Origin of the sequence: Ureibacillus chungkukjangi, from assembly GCF_003217295.1 — a bacterium.
In the GTDB taxonomy this organism is placed as follows: domain Bacteria; phylum Bacillota; class Bacilli; order Bacillales_A; family Planococcaceae; genus Ureibacillus; species Ureibacillus chungkukjangi.
In genome coordinates this window covers 38,695-55,270 of record NZ_QJTJ01000004.1, presented here as the reverse complement: position 1 = coordinate 55,270, position 16,576 = coordinate 38,695, and the positions used below count along the sequence as shown (strand labels likewise).

17 protein-coding genes are annotated in these 16,576 nt (G+C 38.0%); all 17 read right to left on the bottom strand.

Translation table 11 applies throughout. The annotated features are described in order from the left end of the window. Positions 1 to 16 precede the first annotated feature (16 nt). The 17 genes from BJ095_RS04805 to glpX all read right to left on the bottom strand — a co-directional run bounded on the left by BJ095_RS04805 (position 17) and on the right by glpX (position 16,509). Complete coding sequence (locus BJ095_RS04805; protein WP_107932498.1) at positions 17 to 388, bottom strand: ATP synthase subunit I; 372 nt, start codon at positions 386 to 388, stop codon at positions 17 to 19. 524 nt (positions 389 to 912) lie between these two features. Further along, positions 913 to 2,034, bottom strand: a complete 1,122-nt coding sequence (gene wecB / locus BJ095_RS04800; protein ID WP_107932496.1) for a non-hydrolyzing UDP-N-acetylglucosamine 2-epimerase — start codon at positions 2,032 to 2,034, stop codon at positions 913 to 915. A gap of 207 nt (positions 2,035 to 2,241) precedes the next feature. After that, positions 2,242 to 2,871 (bottom strand): uracil phosphoribosyltransferase, encoded by a 630-nt coding sequence (gene upp, locus BJ095_RS04795; protein WP_107932743.1) that lies wholly within the window; start codon positions 2,869 to 2,871, stop codon positions 2,242 to 2,244. Between the two features lie 371 nt (positions 2,872 to 3,242). Beyond that, positions 3,243 to 4,502, bottom strand: a complete 1,260-nt coding sequence (glyA, locus tag BJ095_RS04790; protein WP_107932494.1) for a serine hydroxymethyltransferase — start codon at positions 4,500 to 4,502, stop codon at positions 3,243 to 3,245. 105 nt (positions 4,503 to 4,607) lie between these two features. Further along, complete coding sequence (locus BJ095_RS04785; RefSeq protein ID WP_107932493.1) at positions 4,608 to 5,156, bottom strand: TIGR01440 family protein; 549 nt, start codon at positions 5,154 to 5,156, stop codon at positions 4,608 to 4,610. Between the two features lie 10 nt (positions 5,157 to 5,166). Continuing rightward, entirely contained in the window at positions 5,167 to 5,604 is a 438-nt protein-coding gene (rpiB, locus tag BJ095_RS04780; RefSeq protein ID WP_107932491.1) for a ribose 5-phosphate isomerase B, read from the bottom strand. Positions 5,605 to 5,978: 374 nt separating this feature from the next. Then, a complete protein-coding gene (locus BJ095_RS04775; protein ID WP_107932489.1) occupies positions 5,979 to 7,271 on the bottom strand; it encodes a methyl-accepting chemotaxis protein in 1,293 nt (430 codons plus the stop codon). Next, positions 7,271 to 7,720 carry a low molecular weight protein arginine phosphatase gene (locus BJ095_RS04770; RefSeq protein ID WP_107932487.1) on the bottom strand — a complete coding sequence of 150 codons (450 nt, stop codon included), beginning with the start codon at positions 7,718 to 7,720 and terminating at the stop codon, positions 7,271 to 7,273. Before BJ095_RS04770 ends, BJ095_RS04775 begins: the two co-directional genes overlap by 1 nt. Before the next feature lie 22 nt (positions 7,721 to 7,742). Continuing rightward, on the bottom strand, positions 7,743 to 8,249 hold the full coding sequence (locus BJ095_RS04765; RefSeq protein WP_107932486.1) for a manganese efflux pump: 507 nt from the start codon (positions 8,247 to 8,249) through the stop codon (positions 7,743 to 7,745). 285 nt (positions 8,250 to 8,534) lie between these two features. After that, positions 8,535 to 9,566 carry an L-threonylcarbamoyladenylate synthase gene (locus tag BJ095_RS04760; RefSeq protein ID WP_107932485.1) on the bottom strand — a complete coding sequence of 344 codons (1,032 nt, stop codon included), beginning with the start codon at positions 9,564 to 9,566 and terminating at the stop codon, positions 8,535 to 8,537. A gap of 90 nt (positions 9,567 to 9,656) precedes the next feature. After that, complete coding sequence (locus BJ095_RS04755) at positions 9,657 to 10,274, bottom strand: stage II sporulation protein R (protein ID WP_107932484.1); 618 nt, start codon at positions 10,272 to 10,274, stop codon at positions 9,657 to 9,659. 44 nt (positions 10,275 to 10,318) lie between these two features. Further along, entirely contained in the window at positions 10,319 to 11,182 is an 864-nt protein-coding gene (gene prmC / locus BJ095_RS04750) for a peptide chain release factor N(5)-glutamine methyltransferase (protein ID WP_107932482.1), read from the bottom strand. Beyond that, the gene (prfA, locus tag BJ095_RS04745) at positions 11,169 to 12,245 is read right to left on the bottom strand and encodes a peptide chain release factor 1 (protein ID WP_107932480.1); all 1,077 of its coding nucleotides are present in this window, start codon (positions 12,243 to 12,245) and stop codon (positions 11,169 to 11,171) included. Before prfA ends, prmC begins: the two co-directional genes overlap by 14 nt. Positions 12,246 to 12,414: 169 nt before the next feature. Continuing rightward, complete coding sequence (locus BJ095_RS04740; protein ID WP_107932478.1) at positions 12,415 to 12,987, bottom strand: thymidine kinase; 573 nt, start codon at positions 12,985 to 12,987, stop codon at positions 12,415 to 12,417. 585 nt (positions 12,988 to 13,572) lie between these two features. Next, complete coding sequence (gene rpmE, locus BJ095_RS04735; protein WP_036200092.1) at positions 13,573 to 13,773, bottom strand: 50S ribosomal protein L31; 201 nt, start codon at positions 13,771 to 13,773, stop codon at positions 13,573 to 13,575. A gap of 207 nt (positions 13,774 to 13,980) precedes the next feature. After that, on the bottom strand, positions 13,981 to 15,264 hold the full coding sequence (gene rho / locus BJ095_RS04730) for a transcription termination factor Rho (RefSeq protein WP_107932476.1): 1,284 nt from the start codon (positions 15,262 to 15,264) through the stop codon (positions 13,981 to 13,983). 282 nt (positions 15,265 to 15,546) lie between these two features. Next, positions 15,547 to 16,509, bottom strand: a complete 963-nt coding sequence (glpX, locus tag BJ095_RS04725) for a class II fructose-bisphosphatase (RefSeq protein WP_107932474.1) — start codon at positions 16,507 to 16,509, stop codon at positions 15,547 to 15,549. Positions 16,510 to 16,576: the final 67 nt, after the last annotated feature.

The following is a 16,576-nucleotide window of genomic DNA, read 5'->3' as shown; positions in this document are numbered from 1 at the left end:
CACTTTCTTTGTTACGTTATTTGTTTCTTACCGACGATACGATTACTCCTATAAATAGGAAAACGTATGGCATCATTAGCCCTATCACTGTGCTAATTAGATGAAAATATTGTGGCAACGTAATTGCGATAGCGACTGCTGCAATACCTGATCCAAAGCGTAAAGCTGAACCGAGTGATACTGTTTTCTTCCCTTCACTTATGGAACGATCAAACTTGTCCATTCGTCGACCAAGAATCCAAAAGTTATATGTACCAAAGCAAGCACCGACGGCAATACCAGCAAAAACTGTAGGGTACGAGGTAAATCCCCATCCTAATGCACAAAGAGCGAGCAAAAAAAATAACGCTTTCTTCTGCATAGCGAAAATGTGATGCAAATCTAGCATTGGCAATTTATCTCCCAAATCTTTTTCGAGTAAAAGTTCAAATCGTTCTCTACTTAAGGAATCCAGCGTGCATTTGCTTTACAAGCGTATCCAACAAATGTCGAAAAAAGAAAAGAAAATAGTAAAAAATTCTCGTTTGAATAAGAATTTTCTATCATACTTAGATTTCTTTGCTGTAAACACATAAATTCCAGCGCTTTGAAAACGTTGCAAATTGACATTGATAAGTTTCAACTGTCAATCTAGTAGAAACTTGATATAACAAGCGTTTCGGGGTCAAATGTTGACTTGAAACCCTTATCATTCTTACCCTTTGTAAGCATACAATAGGGGTAAAATGATGTCAATTAGTTCAGGTGAAAAACTTCACAACAACTGAAATATTGTCAAATTCTTGACAAATTTGTGTTAGAAGTAGAAATAAAAAGATAATAATCTCACCTTTCACTAAATAGAAATAGACTATTTATCAAGTTTTTACCAGAAATATTGATTTTTTAACAAGAATTCATTAATGGACCTTATTATTTACTTTTTTCAAAGAAACTAATCAATGCTTCAACAATCCGTTTAGAAGCATGACCATCACCATAAGGATTTGAAGCCTGTGCCATTTTCTCATAAGCCGCACGATCCTCTAATAACTCTTTTGCAAGCTTATAGATTGTTTCTTCTTCAGTACCTGCTAGCTTTAAAGTACCAGCAGCAATACCCTCTGGGCGCTCTGTTGTATCACGTAAAACCAATACAGGCTTTCCAAGTGAAGGCGCTTCTTCTTGTACACCACCAGAATCCGTTAAAATCATAAAGGAACGAGCCGCAAAATTATGGAAGTCAAAAACCTCTAAAGGTTCAATTAAATGAATACGAGAATCATTTCCTAGAATCTCATCAGCTACTTCTCGAACAGCCGGATTTAAATGAACAGGATACACAACCTGCACATCATCATGCTCAGATAATAGCCTTTTAATAGCCTTGAACATGTTGCGCATTGGTTGGCCAAGATTCTCTCTGCGGTGTGCTGTTAGAAGAATCATGCGGTCATCTCCTATTTTTTCTAAAACCGGATGGCTATAGTTTTCACCAACAGTTGTTTTTAATGCATCAATTGCTGTATTTCCTGTCACAAAGATATCCTGCTCTTGCTTATTTTCTTTTAATAGATTTTCTTTAGACACCTCAGTAGGAGCAAAATGCAAATCTGCCATTACACCAGTAAGCTGGCGATTCATTTCCTCTGGGTATGGTGAATATTTGTTCCCCGTACGTAACCCAGCCTCCACATGACCAATTGCAATTTGGTTATAAAACGCAGCCAAGCTTCCAACGAAAGTAGTCGTTGTATCTCCATGCACTAACACAATATCCGGCTTAGCTTCCTTCATAACACGATCTAATCCATGAAGCGCATTCGTTGTCACATCAATCAACGTTTGGCGATCCTTCATAATATTCAAATCATAATTAGGCGTAATATCGAATGTTTCTAGTACCTGGTCCAGCATTTGACGATGTTGAGCAGTTACTGTCACAATCGACTCAATCTGTTCAGGATACTTTTGTAATTCCAAAACAAGCGGCGCCATCTTAATGGCCTCAGGTCTCGTTCCAAAAATCGTCATTACCTTCCATTTTTTACTCAATTGACTTGCACCGTCCTTAAATTTTTTAAACGACCTCCCTATCGAGAAGGAGGTCGTATATTAATGTAATAATTGTATTGTATTTAGGATTTGCTAAAAGAATAATTTGTTTGAAGAGGCCGCAACGGTTTATCCGCCAAGTTTAGCGATTTATCCGCCAAATCTAATATGATATCCGCCAGCGAGTACCCTTTATCCGCCAAAAAATTATTTAGTTCCGAATAGACGGTCTCCCGCATCTCCAAGACCTGGAACGATATAGCCGTGGTCATTTAATTTTTCATCTAGCGCTGCGATATAGATATCCACATCTGGATGTGTCTCCTGGATAGCTTGTACACCTTCTGGAGCTGCAATTAAGCACATGAATTTAATGTTTTTAGCACCACGTGTTTTTAAAGAATTAATCGCTTCTACTGCCGAACCGCCTGTAGCAAGCATTGGATCCACGATGATGAAATCACGTTCCTCCACATCAGCTGGAAGCTTTGCGTAATATTCAACTGGCTTTAAAGTTTCTGGATCGCGGTATAACCCGATATGCCCCACTTTTGCAGCTGGGATTAGCTTTAAAACTCCGTCAACCATACCAATTCCCGCACGTAAGATTGGAACGATCGCGATTTTTTTACCAGAAAGAACCTTTGTTTTTGCCGTTGTTACTGGTGTTTCAACATCAATTTCCTCTAATGGCATATCACGCGTAATTTCAAATGCCATTAATGTCGCTACCTCGTCAACAAGCTCACGAAATTCCTTTGTTCCCGTGTTTTTATCACGAATATAAGTTAACTTATGTTGGATTAATGGGTGATCAAATACATATACTTTGCTCAATTGATTTCGCTCCTTTTTGTAACCTGGCATTTAGTGAGATTTCCCCCAACTAAATGTAGTTTCCCTTTATCTAGGCTAGTATATCAAAAAAAGTCATAACATAAAACAATATGTCGAATGGGTTTATGGAAAATTCTATGTCATTTGCAAATATGATGCATGTCAATTGAGTGATGGGGTCTAAAAGGGAGTTTTCTGGTTACTTAAAAGGAGTTATGTGATTTTAAGATGTGTTGTCCGCTCATAAACTTTGCCATGTGAACACAAGCGGCGTTTTCCGCTCATAAAATCTGCTTTGTGCTCATAATACGGGCTATATAATCACAATTGAAAAGGCTAGCGAGGAAATCCTTCTCGCTAGCCTTTTAAAATTACATATTTGTAACTAATTCTTCGTAGATTGGATATTTGTCAGTTAAGACTTTTACGCGATTTGTTGCTTCTTTTTGAACTGCTTCGTCTTCTGGATTTTTAAGAAGTTTGGCGATGATTAAGCCTACCTCTTTTAAATCCTCTTCCTTGAAGCCACGGCTTGTTACTGCCGCTGTACCAAGACGGATACCAGAAGTTACGAATGGTTTTTCTTCATCGTACGGGATTGTGTTTTTGTTAGTTGTAAGTCCTACTTCATCAAGTACTTTTTCTGCAACTTTACCAGTTAGACCAACTGATTTTACGTTTACTAAAAGTAAGTGGTTATCAGTTCCACCAGAAACTAATTCTAAGCCTTCAGCAACTAAAGTTTCAGCAAGTGCTTTCGCGTTTGCTTTAATTTGCTTAGCGTATTCTTTGAATTCTGGCTGTAATGCTTCACCGAATGCTACAGCTTTTGCAGCGATAACGTGCATTAATGGACCACCTTGTATTCCTGGGAACACAGACTTATCAATCTTTTTGCCCCATTCTTCAGAAGTTAAGATTAAGCCGCCACGTGGGCCTCGTAATGTTTTATGTGTTGTAGAAGTAACGAAATCTGCATAAGGTACTGGAGATTGGTGTTCACCAGTAGCTACTAGACCAGCGATATGCGCCATATCTACCATGAAATAAGCGCCTACTTCATCAGCAATCTCACGGAATTTTTTGAAGTCGATTTCACGTGGATATGCAGAAGCACCAGCAACGATTAACTTTGGCTTATGTTCTAAAGCTTTTGCACGTACATCCTCATAGTCAATAACATGCGTTTCTTTTGATACACCGTATTCTACAAATTTATATTGAATACCAGAGAAGTTTACAGGAGAACCATGTGTTAAATGCCCACCATGTGAAAGGTTCATACCAAGCACAGTATCGCCTGGTTCAAGAACTGTGAAGTATACAGCCATATTAGCTTGTGCACCAGAGTGCGGTTGAACGTTTGCATATTCAGCACCGAAGATTTGTTTCACTCGATCACGTGCGATATCTTCCACAACGTCTACATGCTCACAGCCACCATAGTAGCGTTTACCTGGGTAACCTTCAGCATATTTGTTAGTTAATACTGAACCTTGTGCTTCCATAACTGCCTCAGAGACAATATTTTCTGATGCGATTAACTCGATGTTCGCTTGTTGACGTTTTTTCTCTGCTAAAATACCATCTAATACCGCTTTATCTTGTGCTGCTAATTTTTCATAAGCCATTGTCTAAATCCCCCTAAAATTCTTTCATTTTTTTATTAATGAAAAATCCTATTATCGGATTTTTATCCCAAATTCATTTAACCTTTATAAACTTCTCTGATGCTTTTATCTAATATAGACTGCTCTTTCGCCACCGATTAATTTTGGACGAGTTGTTGCTATTGTAACAATTGCTTCCCCAATTTGCCGTACCGACGTTCGCAACGGAATCGCAACTTCTTTTAAATGCATTCCAATAATCGTTTGTCCGATATCAATCCCACCATGGGCACGAACATGCTCCACAACAACCGGATTTTCAAATTTTGAATACGCATAGGCAGACATGGAACCACCTGCATGTTTAACAGGAACTACTGTGACAGGCTCCAATGAATACATTTGAGCAGCCTCAGCCTCCATTGTTAGAGCGCGGTTTATGTGCTCACAGCCTTGGAAAACTAAATATAGACTGTGTTTTTGGGCAAATTTCGAAAATTCATCAAACAGTACTTCAGCTATCTCAATGGCACCAGAAGTTCCAATTCGAGAGCCTGCAATTTCAGATGTCGAGCAGCCGATAACATAAAGCTGCTTTGGCTGAAACTTTACTTGTTGTTCTAACTCACTTAGCAACTGCGACAATTGTGATTGAATCTGCTGTAATGAAGTCAAGATTCGTCACTTACCCTTCAAGCTCAGTAATTTTTTCGATTCGGCGAGAATGACGACCGCCTTCAAACTCGGTACCTAACCAAGCTTTTACGATTTCAAGCGCTAAACCAGGTCCGATAACACGTTCCCCCATAGCTAGAATATTAGAATCGTTGTGGCAACGAGTTGCTTTTGCACTGAACACATCATGAACAAGTGCACAACGAATACCTTTTACCTTATTTGCAGCAATTGACATACCGATGCCAGTTCCACAAACTAAAATTCCACGTTCGAATTCACCACTAGCTACACCATCAGCTACTGGTTTCGCATAATCTGGATAATCAACCGAATCACTAGATTGCGGACCAAAATCCTGATAGCTAATGTTAAGTTCATCTAATAGTGACATAATTTCTTTTCGTAAGTTATTCCCACCGTGGTCTGAAGAAATTGCAATTTTCACTACGTTACCTCCTAGCGTATATTGTCATGTACAGTTTACCACTAATTGAGAAATAATTACATGTATTTTATAAACATTCACATAATCTTTTAACTTAAATACGAATAATAGCGTGCATGTACTCAATTTCGTTCAGATTTAAACTACTTTCCGGTTCGAAACTCCAAATATAATTCGTGAATAGGCAGAAATTGTGTGTGTACCAGGTACACACACAATTTCTGTACAATTCAGAATCTTTTCGGTGCCAGGTACACAAACAACTCCCATACAATTCAGAATTCTCCATGTACCAGGCACACAAACAATTCTCACACAATTCAATTCTAGACAGAGAAAAGCCTCATGCGTTAGGTGGGCATGAGGCTTTTCTGTTAGTTGTTTCGATCGAATTGTTGGATCATTTTGTATAGCTGTTCGGATTGGCGTTTTAAATCCTTTGATAGGTTTTCGACTTGTTCGATAGCGTAGGCTTGTTCTTCTGTTGAGCCACGTACTTCTTGGGCTCCTGCAGAGGTTTGCTGAGCGATGGCCGCTACTTCTTGAGATTGACGTGCTGTTGTTTCGATATTGACCATTTGTTTTTCGACTAACTCTGAAATCTTTACAACTGCATCTGCCATTTCACGCACACTTGAAGCCATTCCTTCAACTGTTTCGGTTGTTTCAGAAACCTTCGAGGACTCCTTCACAGCAAAGGTTACTTGTTCGTTCATTTGTTTTACGACCACTGATACATTCTCTTGCATTGTTTGAATCAGGCTTGTGATTCCCTGAACTGCTTTTGCACTTTCGTCTGCTAAGCTACGAACCTCTTCTGCAACTACAGCAAAGCCTTTACCATGCTCCCCAGCTCGTGCCGCTTCAATAGAAGCATTCAATGCTAATAGGTTGGTTTGTGCTGCAATATCCCCTACTAAGCTGATGATTCGTTCAATTTGTTCGGCATTTTTCTCAAGCTGATGTATGTTTCCAAGGGCTTTTTCATTCCCCTGTGCAATTTGTTGAATACTTGTCACTAATCCTTGGATCGAATCTGTTGTTGTTTCTAGACTATGAATGATTTCCTTAGATTGATTTGCTGAATTAAGGGCACGCGTATTTACCTCTGATGCCAATTGGCGTACATCCTCAATTGCTTCAGCCGTCTCCTGTACAGCAACAGCAGAACCTTCTGCACCTTGAGAAATCTGGCTAACCGTTTGTGCAATTCCCTCCGCTTTAAGTGAAGCAGCTGAAGTTTGCTCCGATAATTCAATAATGACCTCGTTCGTTTTATTGAAATTTCCTTCAATACTTTCTACCATTTGGCGAAGGTTTGTTACCATTAGCTGGAATGCTTCAGCAACAGAAGCAATTTCGTCACGGGATTTTGGTACATTTACGTCCTGTCCAATTTTCCCTTCTGCTACTAATGTTGCAGATTTTTCAAGCTGCTGTAATGGCTTCACTAAAATGACACTGAAAATGCCAGCTAATATACATGACCAAGTGATCCCTAATACATATGTAAGAAGCTCAAAGACTCTTTGATTTTCGATAAACTGTGAGAAGAACATTGGGTGAAGATAATGTATAAATACAAAACTTGTTGAATACGTAACGAACGCTAAAATACCTACAAATAAAACTAATTTTTTGCGTAAGCTGAATGTTTTATTTTTCATTATTTAGTGCTACCTCCAGAAAATTTCATAAGTAATTCGTCTATTAGTCGATTTAGTTCTAGATAAGTCTGTTTATACGTTGCAATATCTCCACCAAATGGGTCAGATACATCCTTTGAGCTAAAAGGAACTACATATTCTTTTAATGTAAAGGTTTTCCCCTGAGCATTTGGGAAAGAAAGCAAAATCATATTTTTGTGAGCTAAAGTCATTGTTAAAATTAAATCTGCCCACTCAATATCCTCCTGCTTTACTTGTGATGTAATATGACTAAAGGATATTTGTTCTTGTTCGAGTACAGCTTTTGCATTCTCTGAAATTTCTCCTCCTTCCATTGCATATATACCAGCTGATTTAACCTGTACTTCCTCAAGGTTTTTACTTCGCAATATAGCTTCTGCCATAGGACTTCTACATGTATTTCCCGTACAAATGAAATAAATATTCACGAGCGTCCACTCTTTCTTTATGTTATTCGATGTTTAAAATAAATGAATAGATACTAATGCCAACTAGTGCAAGTCCTGCTATCCATTTCAAAGCATCACCTTTGATTCTCAAACGACTTTTTGCAATGTATAAGGATATATAGGATAGAACAAAAGTCCAAATTCCTGCACTGATAATAAATAAATACTTTTGTAAATTTAGCATACCAAAAGAAATGCTTACTGAAAAGGTGTCTAAACTTGCAGTTATTGCTAAAATTGCGATTGGAATAGCAATTGTTTGTCGATTTTTTGTCGAAAGTATTAATTGTAGACCAATTGAAAACAGTAAGATGCTCGAAACTAGATTAGACCATTGTAATAGGATATGTACCATCCAACTCCCTAAAGTAAAACCAATAATTGGAAATACCATATGTAGAAGGGCTGTCCAAAACGAAAGGAGGAAACGCTGTTTAACATCTGGTAGTAGCAGGTAAAGCGCTACTACATCTAATGCTACAATAAGTCCCGTTATTATTTCCTGCAATATAGTCCTCTTTCCTTCATAAGTTTTCTACTATCTTATGCCTGTCGTTCCTCTAATATCAATGGATTCTCGTCACTACTCGATTAGGTGCTAAAAGCCTATTTATTCTAATGAAGTAACATTTCGCTACTAAGCCTCTTAGACTATTAAAGTGATTACTTGTTAAGCTGCTAATTTAGCATTTATTTGAGCGAACGAAGTATTCGAAGCTGCAGAACCAACTTATTATCTCCACAAAAAAAACTTCACTTCTGACCCTAAGGACAAAAGCAAAGCTTCAGTTTACTATTTATACCAATTCCCACCCGCGGCTTTTTCTAGGCGATTCATGATGGCAGCGCCTACTCCTTGAATTGAAGTTGTTGTAGCAAGGATGATTGTGGCCTGTGTTTTATCACATGCTCTTAAATCATCGTACAACTTAGAGCTCATCATCTCTTGATCTCCCTCTTCTCCATATGGAAAGAAAAAGTCGGCACCTAAGTTTTCAAAGGATAACGGTGCAAGCAGGGCAATTTTTTCGCCTTTATTACTCAGCTTACTAATCGCTTCACTTACAGTCATTTGATCACTTTCGATTAAATACACTGGTGCGTTTGGCGCGTAATGCGTGTATTTCATGCCTGGTGCTTTGGGAGTTGAATCTAGCTTTTCCTGTAATTTAGTCGGTTGGATTACTTCACCTATTACTTCCTCAAGCATTTCCTTAGTAACACCACCTGGACGCAGAATGACTGGTGGATTTACCGTTATATCCAGTACCGTTGATTCGATTCCGATGCCTGTTGCTCCTCCATCTAAAATCAATGGAATTCGGCCCTTTAAATCTTCTTCCACATGTTCAGCTTTTGTAGGGCTTGGCTTCCCACTTCGATTGGCACTCGGTGCTGCAACTGGTTTTTTTAGCTTTCTTAGTAGGTCCAGTGCTACTTCATGATCAGGCATGCGCATTCCTACTGTTGTTAGCCCTGCTGTAACACTTGGCGCGAGTATGCCTGGTTTAGCCTTCATGATTAACGTCAATGGTCCTGGCCAAAAAGTATCCATTAGCTTTAACGCATTTTCGGGAATTTCTTCTATGAAATTTGCAACTTCTTCTATTGTTCCAATATGTACAATTAATGGGTTATCTGACGGACGGCCCTTTGCTTCGAAAATCTTTTTTACGCCCCTGTCGTTCGTTGCAACTGCTCCCAGCCCGTAAACCGTTTCAGTTGGAAATGCAACAACTTCCCCATTATTTAACAAATCCACAGCTTGTGTATAACTTTTCTCACTATTCGAATTATTATCCACAAGTAATCGAATCGTTTCCATTTTACCCCTCCTTTTCTATAGGCGCCTAAGAGGATTATGTGGATATGTGCAGGTTAATGTGCATAACTTTCAGAATATTGTTAATAACTTTTAAGCAAAAAGCTTTTTCACCCATTCCCACACAATAAATGTTACCTTTGCTTCTTCCTCTTCTTCATCAGCCTTCTTCGCTTCTTCCTTCTCCGAATCTTTGTCTGCCTTACGCTCACAAACATTCGCGAAGATGGTACACCACCAGTTATCCCCACGTCCCTCACCAATTGTTAACACAAGTGAGTTATAGTGATATTGTGGATAAAACATATTGGATTCTAATTTAGGTGGTATTAGGTTATCCCCAACATTGATTTTTACATCCTGATCTGCATAATTTTTTTCCACAAAAGTAGCTAATTCAGCATAAACCTCATCATTATCAAGTTGTGCCTGTTCATTTTGTTGAATCTGTGTTAAGAAAGGTGTTAGGTTTTCCACCATTTCCGTCTTCAACTGCTGATCGGCATCTGTATTACTATTTGCTACCACTCGAATTTTCAAACTATCATCAACTAAGTTACTTCTAGTTTCATAGACTTCATCAACCATATTCGGTACTAAAATAATAGAACACATAATTGCAACTGCAAAGGCAACTAATTTTAAAAGGCTTATAATTGGATGAATCTCATTTTTATTATCAACACTTGTAATCTCGTAATCATTTAACATTTTAAATCCCTCCCTGACATCATAATTGTCAGATTGAGAGATTTTTATACATCAATTTCACAAAAAACTATACGATTTTTTTTGTTAATATCTTTTACGATTTCAATTTTACCCTGTGGAAAACTAGATTTGAAGAAATTCGCTACAGCTTCGCCCTGTGTATAACCTATCTCAACACCGATTAAAGCTCGTTTTTTTACTAGATTCGGTAATTGCTCAGCTAGTTTCCTATAGAGTATCAATCCTTCCTCCTCCGCAAAAAGTGCAGAGTGGGGTTCATGCTCTAAAACCACCTCTGACATTTCCTTTGCCTCTTCAAATGCAATATAAGGAGGATTCGATAAAATAACATCCCACTTTTCGTTTTCTATAGGAGCCGTTAAATCTCCTAAACGGAAATCAATATCTGCATCAAGGTTTTGCGCATTGATTTTTGCGGTTTCAAGAGCCACCTCTGATATATCAGTCGCGACCACCTCAGCAGCTTGCCATTCTTTTTTCATAGTAATGGCAATAGCGCCACTACCCGTTCCAATATCAGCGAGTTTCAACTCAGCTTGATCACCGAAAAGCTTTTTCATCCGTTCTTTTGTTCCTAAAATTAACTCCTCTGTTTCTGGACGAGGAATTAGCACCGATTCATCTACCGTAAAGGTTCTACCATAGAACTCTTCCACACCTGTAATATATTGAACTGGACGACCAGTAGCGTGTTCCTCAACGTCTTTTTGAAATTGGTGCCATTTTTCTTCATCGATTCTATCGTGCATTCGCATCATTAATCCCGAATAATTTGTTTCATAAAGATGCTGCATAAGAAGTCTAGCAGCATTTTCGTCACGACCTTTGTCCACTAAAAAAGAAGAAGCCCAATTAAGGGCCTCAAAAATTGTTTTATGCTTCATCATTTAAGTGGGAAAGCTTTGAAGCTTGCTCTTCTAGCATTAATGCTTCAATGATTTCATCAAGCTTACCTTCCATGATAATATCAAGTTTTTGAAGAGTTAAGCCGATGCGGTGGTCAGTGACACGATTTTGTGGATAATTGTATGTGCGAATACGTTCTGAACGATCTCCTGTACCAACTGCTGATTTACGAGTAGCATCAATTTCCTTTTGAGCTTCCTGCATATACTTATCAGCAACACGAGCACGCAAGATTTTCATAGCCTTCTCACGGTTTTTAATTTGAGAACGCTCATCCTGCATCGATACAACCACACCTGTTGGAAGATGGGTCATACGAACAGCTGACATCGTTGTATTTACGGATTGCCCACCCGCACCAGATGATGCAAATGTATCAACACGGATATCTTTTTCATGAATGTCAACATCCACTTCTTCTACTTCTGGTAAACAAGCTACTGTTGCAGTTGAAGTATGGATACGACCTTGTGACTCCGTTGCTGGAACACGTTGAACACGGTGAGCACCGTTTTCATATTTGAACTTCGAATAAGCTCCTTGACCGTTAATCATGAAGATTACTTCTTTATAACCGCCCATTGGATTTGGTGTAGCTTCCATAATATCAATTTTCCAGCCTTGTGTTTCTGCATAACGCGTATACATACGGAATAGGTCGCCTGCAAAAATATTCGCTTCATCTCCACCTGCAGCACCACGAATCTCCATGATAACGTTTTTATCATCATTCGGGTCTTTCGGTATAAGCAGAATACGAAGACGATCTTCTAGACCAGGAATACGACTATTTAATTCATTAAACTCTTCTTTTACCATATCATGCATATCTGGATCTTTTTCGTTATCTAGCATTTCTTTTGTGTCTGCTAGTTGTTGTTTAACATCTTTATATTCACGATATACTTCTACCATCTCTTGAATATCCGATTGTTCTTTTGAATACTCACGAAGCTTTTTACTATCGCTAACGATAGCTGGATCGCTTAGGAGTTCATTTAATCTTTCATAACGGTCTTCAACCGCCTGTAATCGATCAAACATGGGTTCACCTCTAATTTATTAGTATCAATATTTTTAGCATATTCCCTTTAAGGTAAGATGCAATAATCTTTTAATCGTTTATAATGCCACATTATATGCGCATTTGTTTTCCATAATAAATTATATATGTCAAATGATTAAAATCCAAGTTTTTACTTAAGTGTTGTTTTTATAGTGGCGGATTTGCATGACACTCACGGCATACAGGATAATATGTATCATTGCCACCAATGTGAATTTGCTCACCAGTGTATACTGGCTTTCGGTTTTCATCCACACGTAAATTCATGGTTGCTTTTTTATGACAGAACCAACAGATTGTTTTCATTTCTTCAATTTTGTCAGCATAAATCAGCATATAGCGACTGCCTTCAAACAGTTCATTTTGGAAGTCATTTTTTAAACCAAAGCCCATCACTGGAATTTTTAAATGATCTACGATTTTGGCTAATTGTAGTACATGATCTTTTGATAAAAATTGCACTTCGTCCACTAAAATACAGTATAGTTCTTGTGGATAGTTTTTAACATAGCCAAATAAATCAGTGTCATCAAATACTGGTATCGCCTGGCGCTTGAGTCCAATACGGCTAGATACATATCCTACTTCATCTCGCGTATCGATTCCTGAAGTAAATATTAATACCGGCTTATCTTGTTCTTCATAGTTATGTGCAACTTTAAGAATTTCAATAGACTTTCCGCTGTTCATTGCTCCATGTTTAAAAAATAATTGCGCCATTCCAACAAACCTCTTTCTAAGTTGTTCTCCATAAACATTATCAATACATGAAAAAGTGCCTTGAGATGGTGACTCAAGGCATACTTATTTGAAATATCCTTTATATACATAGTATATCGCATAACCTACTGTTTCTACAATTATTCCTTGAAAGTCTGACAATTTGAGCTTGTGGTTGTATCTATGAGGAGTTTAATAATAATAATAATAATAGAAATTTTCTTATACGGGGTTTATTTCAAAATATATGTACTTTCTTAATTTGCCAAATAAAAGGAATAATTCTGCTTAAATTGTTAAATATCCATTTATTCTTGAAAATAAAGGAAGTTTTTATCATTATATTGGCTAAATCTTTGAATTTCGGCTTATTTTAAGCAATTAACGGGAAATCTTTCGCTTATATTGCTTATTAAGTGCTCTATATCTAAAATAACCAAAATTTCTTCTCTTATCAGTTCTCTCGAAAATCAATAATGTATAAGTGAAGAGAGACGGTACAATAAACGAGCAGATCCACAAATACTTACCTTAAAACAAAAAACACCTGCTCCAGTAAAATACTGGGCAGGCGTTTTATAGGTCTTACTTGATTCCGTATTTTTTGTTGAAACGATCAACACGGCCGTCAGCAGAAGCAAACTTTTGACGTCCAGTATAGAATGGGTGACATTCGTTACAGAATTCTACAGTAATTTTTTCTTTTACTGAACCTGTTTCGAATGAGTTACCGCAAGAGCATGTTACTGTTGCAGTTTTGTAATCTGGATGAATTCCTTGTTTCATATTCGTTACTCCTCTCGCCCTGAACCATCTGGAACAGAGTTGTTATTCGAACTGTACCTTACGTAACCCGAATATGCCAGTCACATATGTACACGTTTCATACTTAAAAGATTATAGCAAGAAATATTATTGAACGCAACAAAAAGATAATTGGTAAAATTTAATCGTTAATTCGAGGTCAAAAAATAGATTTTTTGAAACTCGGAATTAAAGCAATCCTTTACCCTTAGTTGCTTTTTTCATGTCATTATCAAGCTTTTCAAAGAATTCTTCGTTGGATTTAGATGTACGTATTTTTCTTAAGAAACGCTCTGCAAAGTCTGGTGCATCTGAAAACGTTTTACGAATTGCCCATAATTTTTCTAATTGCTCAGAAGGAATAAGCAATTCTTCTTTACGTGTTCCTGAACGACGAATATCAAGTGCTGGGAAGATACGACGTTCCGCTAAATGACGGTCTAAGTGAAGCTCTAAGTTCCCTGTTCCTTTGAATTCCTCATAGATTACTTCATCCATACGTGATCCAGTATCAACCAGTGCAGTTGCTAAAATTGTTAAACTGCCGCCTTCTTCAATATTACGTGCAGAACCGAAGAAACGCTTTGGTCTGTGGAACGCAGCCGGATCAATACCACCAGATAGAGTTCGTCCACTTGGAGGAATTACCAAGTTATACGCACGAGCTAAACGTGTGATGGAATCCATTAAAATAATAACATCACGCTTATGCTCAACCAGACGACGAGCACGTTCTAAAACTAGCTCTGCTACTTTCACGTGATTTTCTGGTACTTCATCGAATGTAGAGCTTACGACATCTGCTTTTACTGAACGCTCGATATCCGTTACTTCCTCTGGACGTTCATCAATCAACAGTACGATTAACTCAGCTTCAGGGTAGTTCGTTGTAATTGCATTCGCAACTTCTTTTAAAAGTGATGTCTTCCCTGCTTTTGGCGGGGCTACGATCAATCCACGTTGTCCAAATCCAACAGGTGCAACTAAGTCCATAATTCGAGTAGACAATTTATTAGGCTCTGTCTCTAATTTTATATGGCGATCAGGATATAGTGGTGTTAATGCTGGGAAGTGAACTCGTTCTTTTGCGACTTCTGGGTCTTCTCCATTCACTGCATCCACTTGAAGCAATCCAAAATAGCGTTCATTTTCTTTGGGTGGACGAACCTTACCTGATACCTTGTCCCCATTTCGAAGATCGAAGCGACGAATTTGGGAAGCAGAAATATAAATATCCTCTTTCGATGGAGAATAGTTGATAGGTCTTAGGAATCCAAAGCCTTCTTGGTTTACAATTTCAAGTACACCTTCCATGAAGAAGAAGCCTTCTTGTTCAGAGCGTGATTTTAAAATTGAAAAGATTAACTCTTTTTTTGTTAATTTACTATAATAAGAAACCTTGTAATCACGTGCAAGAGAATATAACTCTTTTAAGGTCATATTTTCTAATTGCGATATAGTTAAAGTCGACATAGCATATCTCCAGTTCTTTTAAATTTCCATCTATTTTTATACACAAAAAGCAAGTGTAGTTGATGAATATCTGCACAAGAAAAATATCGATTTAGTGCATTTGGAGCCACCTATCGCATTTTTCTATCATTTTAAGTTGTATTTCAGTAGGGTTTTTATAGTAAGAAAGAATAGTAGGAAGATGCCTGATTTTAGAAGTGGAGATTTAATGTGGATAGATGTGGTTATCCATAAGAACATCCGGTTTGTGATCAGGCATCATTTGTTTGAAGTAATTTATTTTTATTTTACATAGCTAGGCTTTTTGTCGATGTTGTGGCGTCCTTCAACAAAACGGACAGTTCCTGTTTTCGCACGCATTACTAAAGAGTTTGTTAAACAGTATGAACCTTTATATTGAACACCCATCATCAATTCGCTATCAGTAACAGCTGTTGCTGCAAAAATCGCATCGTCACCTTTTACTAAATCCTCTAGGTATAATACTTTGTTTACGTCAATTCCCATTTTTTCGCAACGTGTAGCTTGAGCATCGTCTTCTGGAAGTAATCTTGCTTGGAAATCTCCGCCTAAGCATTTTAATGCAACAGCTGAGATAACTCCCTCTGGAGCTCCGCCAGTACCGAACATAATATCAATACCAGTTTCGTCAAATGCAGTATTGATAGCTGCACTTACATCACCGTCTTGAATAAATTTAATACGAGCACCTGCTGCACGAATTTCCTCAACGATATGCTGGTGACGAGGGCGATCTAATAATACTGCCACTACATCTGCAATTTCTTTGTTTTTTGCTTTTGCAACTGCATGAAGGTTTTCAGTAACTGAAGCTGTAATATCTACTTTACCCGCTGCTTCAGGACCTACTGCTAGTTTTTCCATATACATATCTGGTGCGTTTAATAGGTTTCCACGATCTGCAATTGCCAGAACCGTCATTGCGCCATTTGTACCTTTTGCAACGATGTTTGTTCCTTCAAGAGGGTCAACCGCAATGTCTACTTGTGGACCGCCATTGCGAAGGCCAAGTTCTTCACCAATATAAAGCATTGGTGCTTCATCCATTTCACCTTCTCCAATTACCACGGTACCATACATTGGGATTGTATCAAATAATGCTCGCATTGCAGTTGTCGCTGCTTCGTCTGCTTCCTCTTTTAAACCGCGTCCCATCCATTTTGCAGAAGCGATTGCTGCTGCTTCAGTTACGCGTACAACTTCCATCGTTAAACTACGTTCCATTCTACATTTGCCTCCCGATTTCGGCCTTAGTCAAAATTGCCGAACTATATGTTACCACTATTGTAAC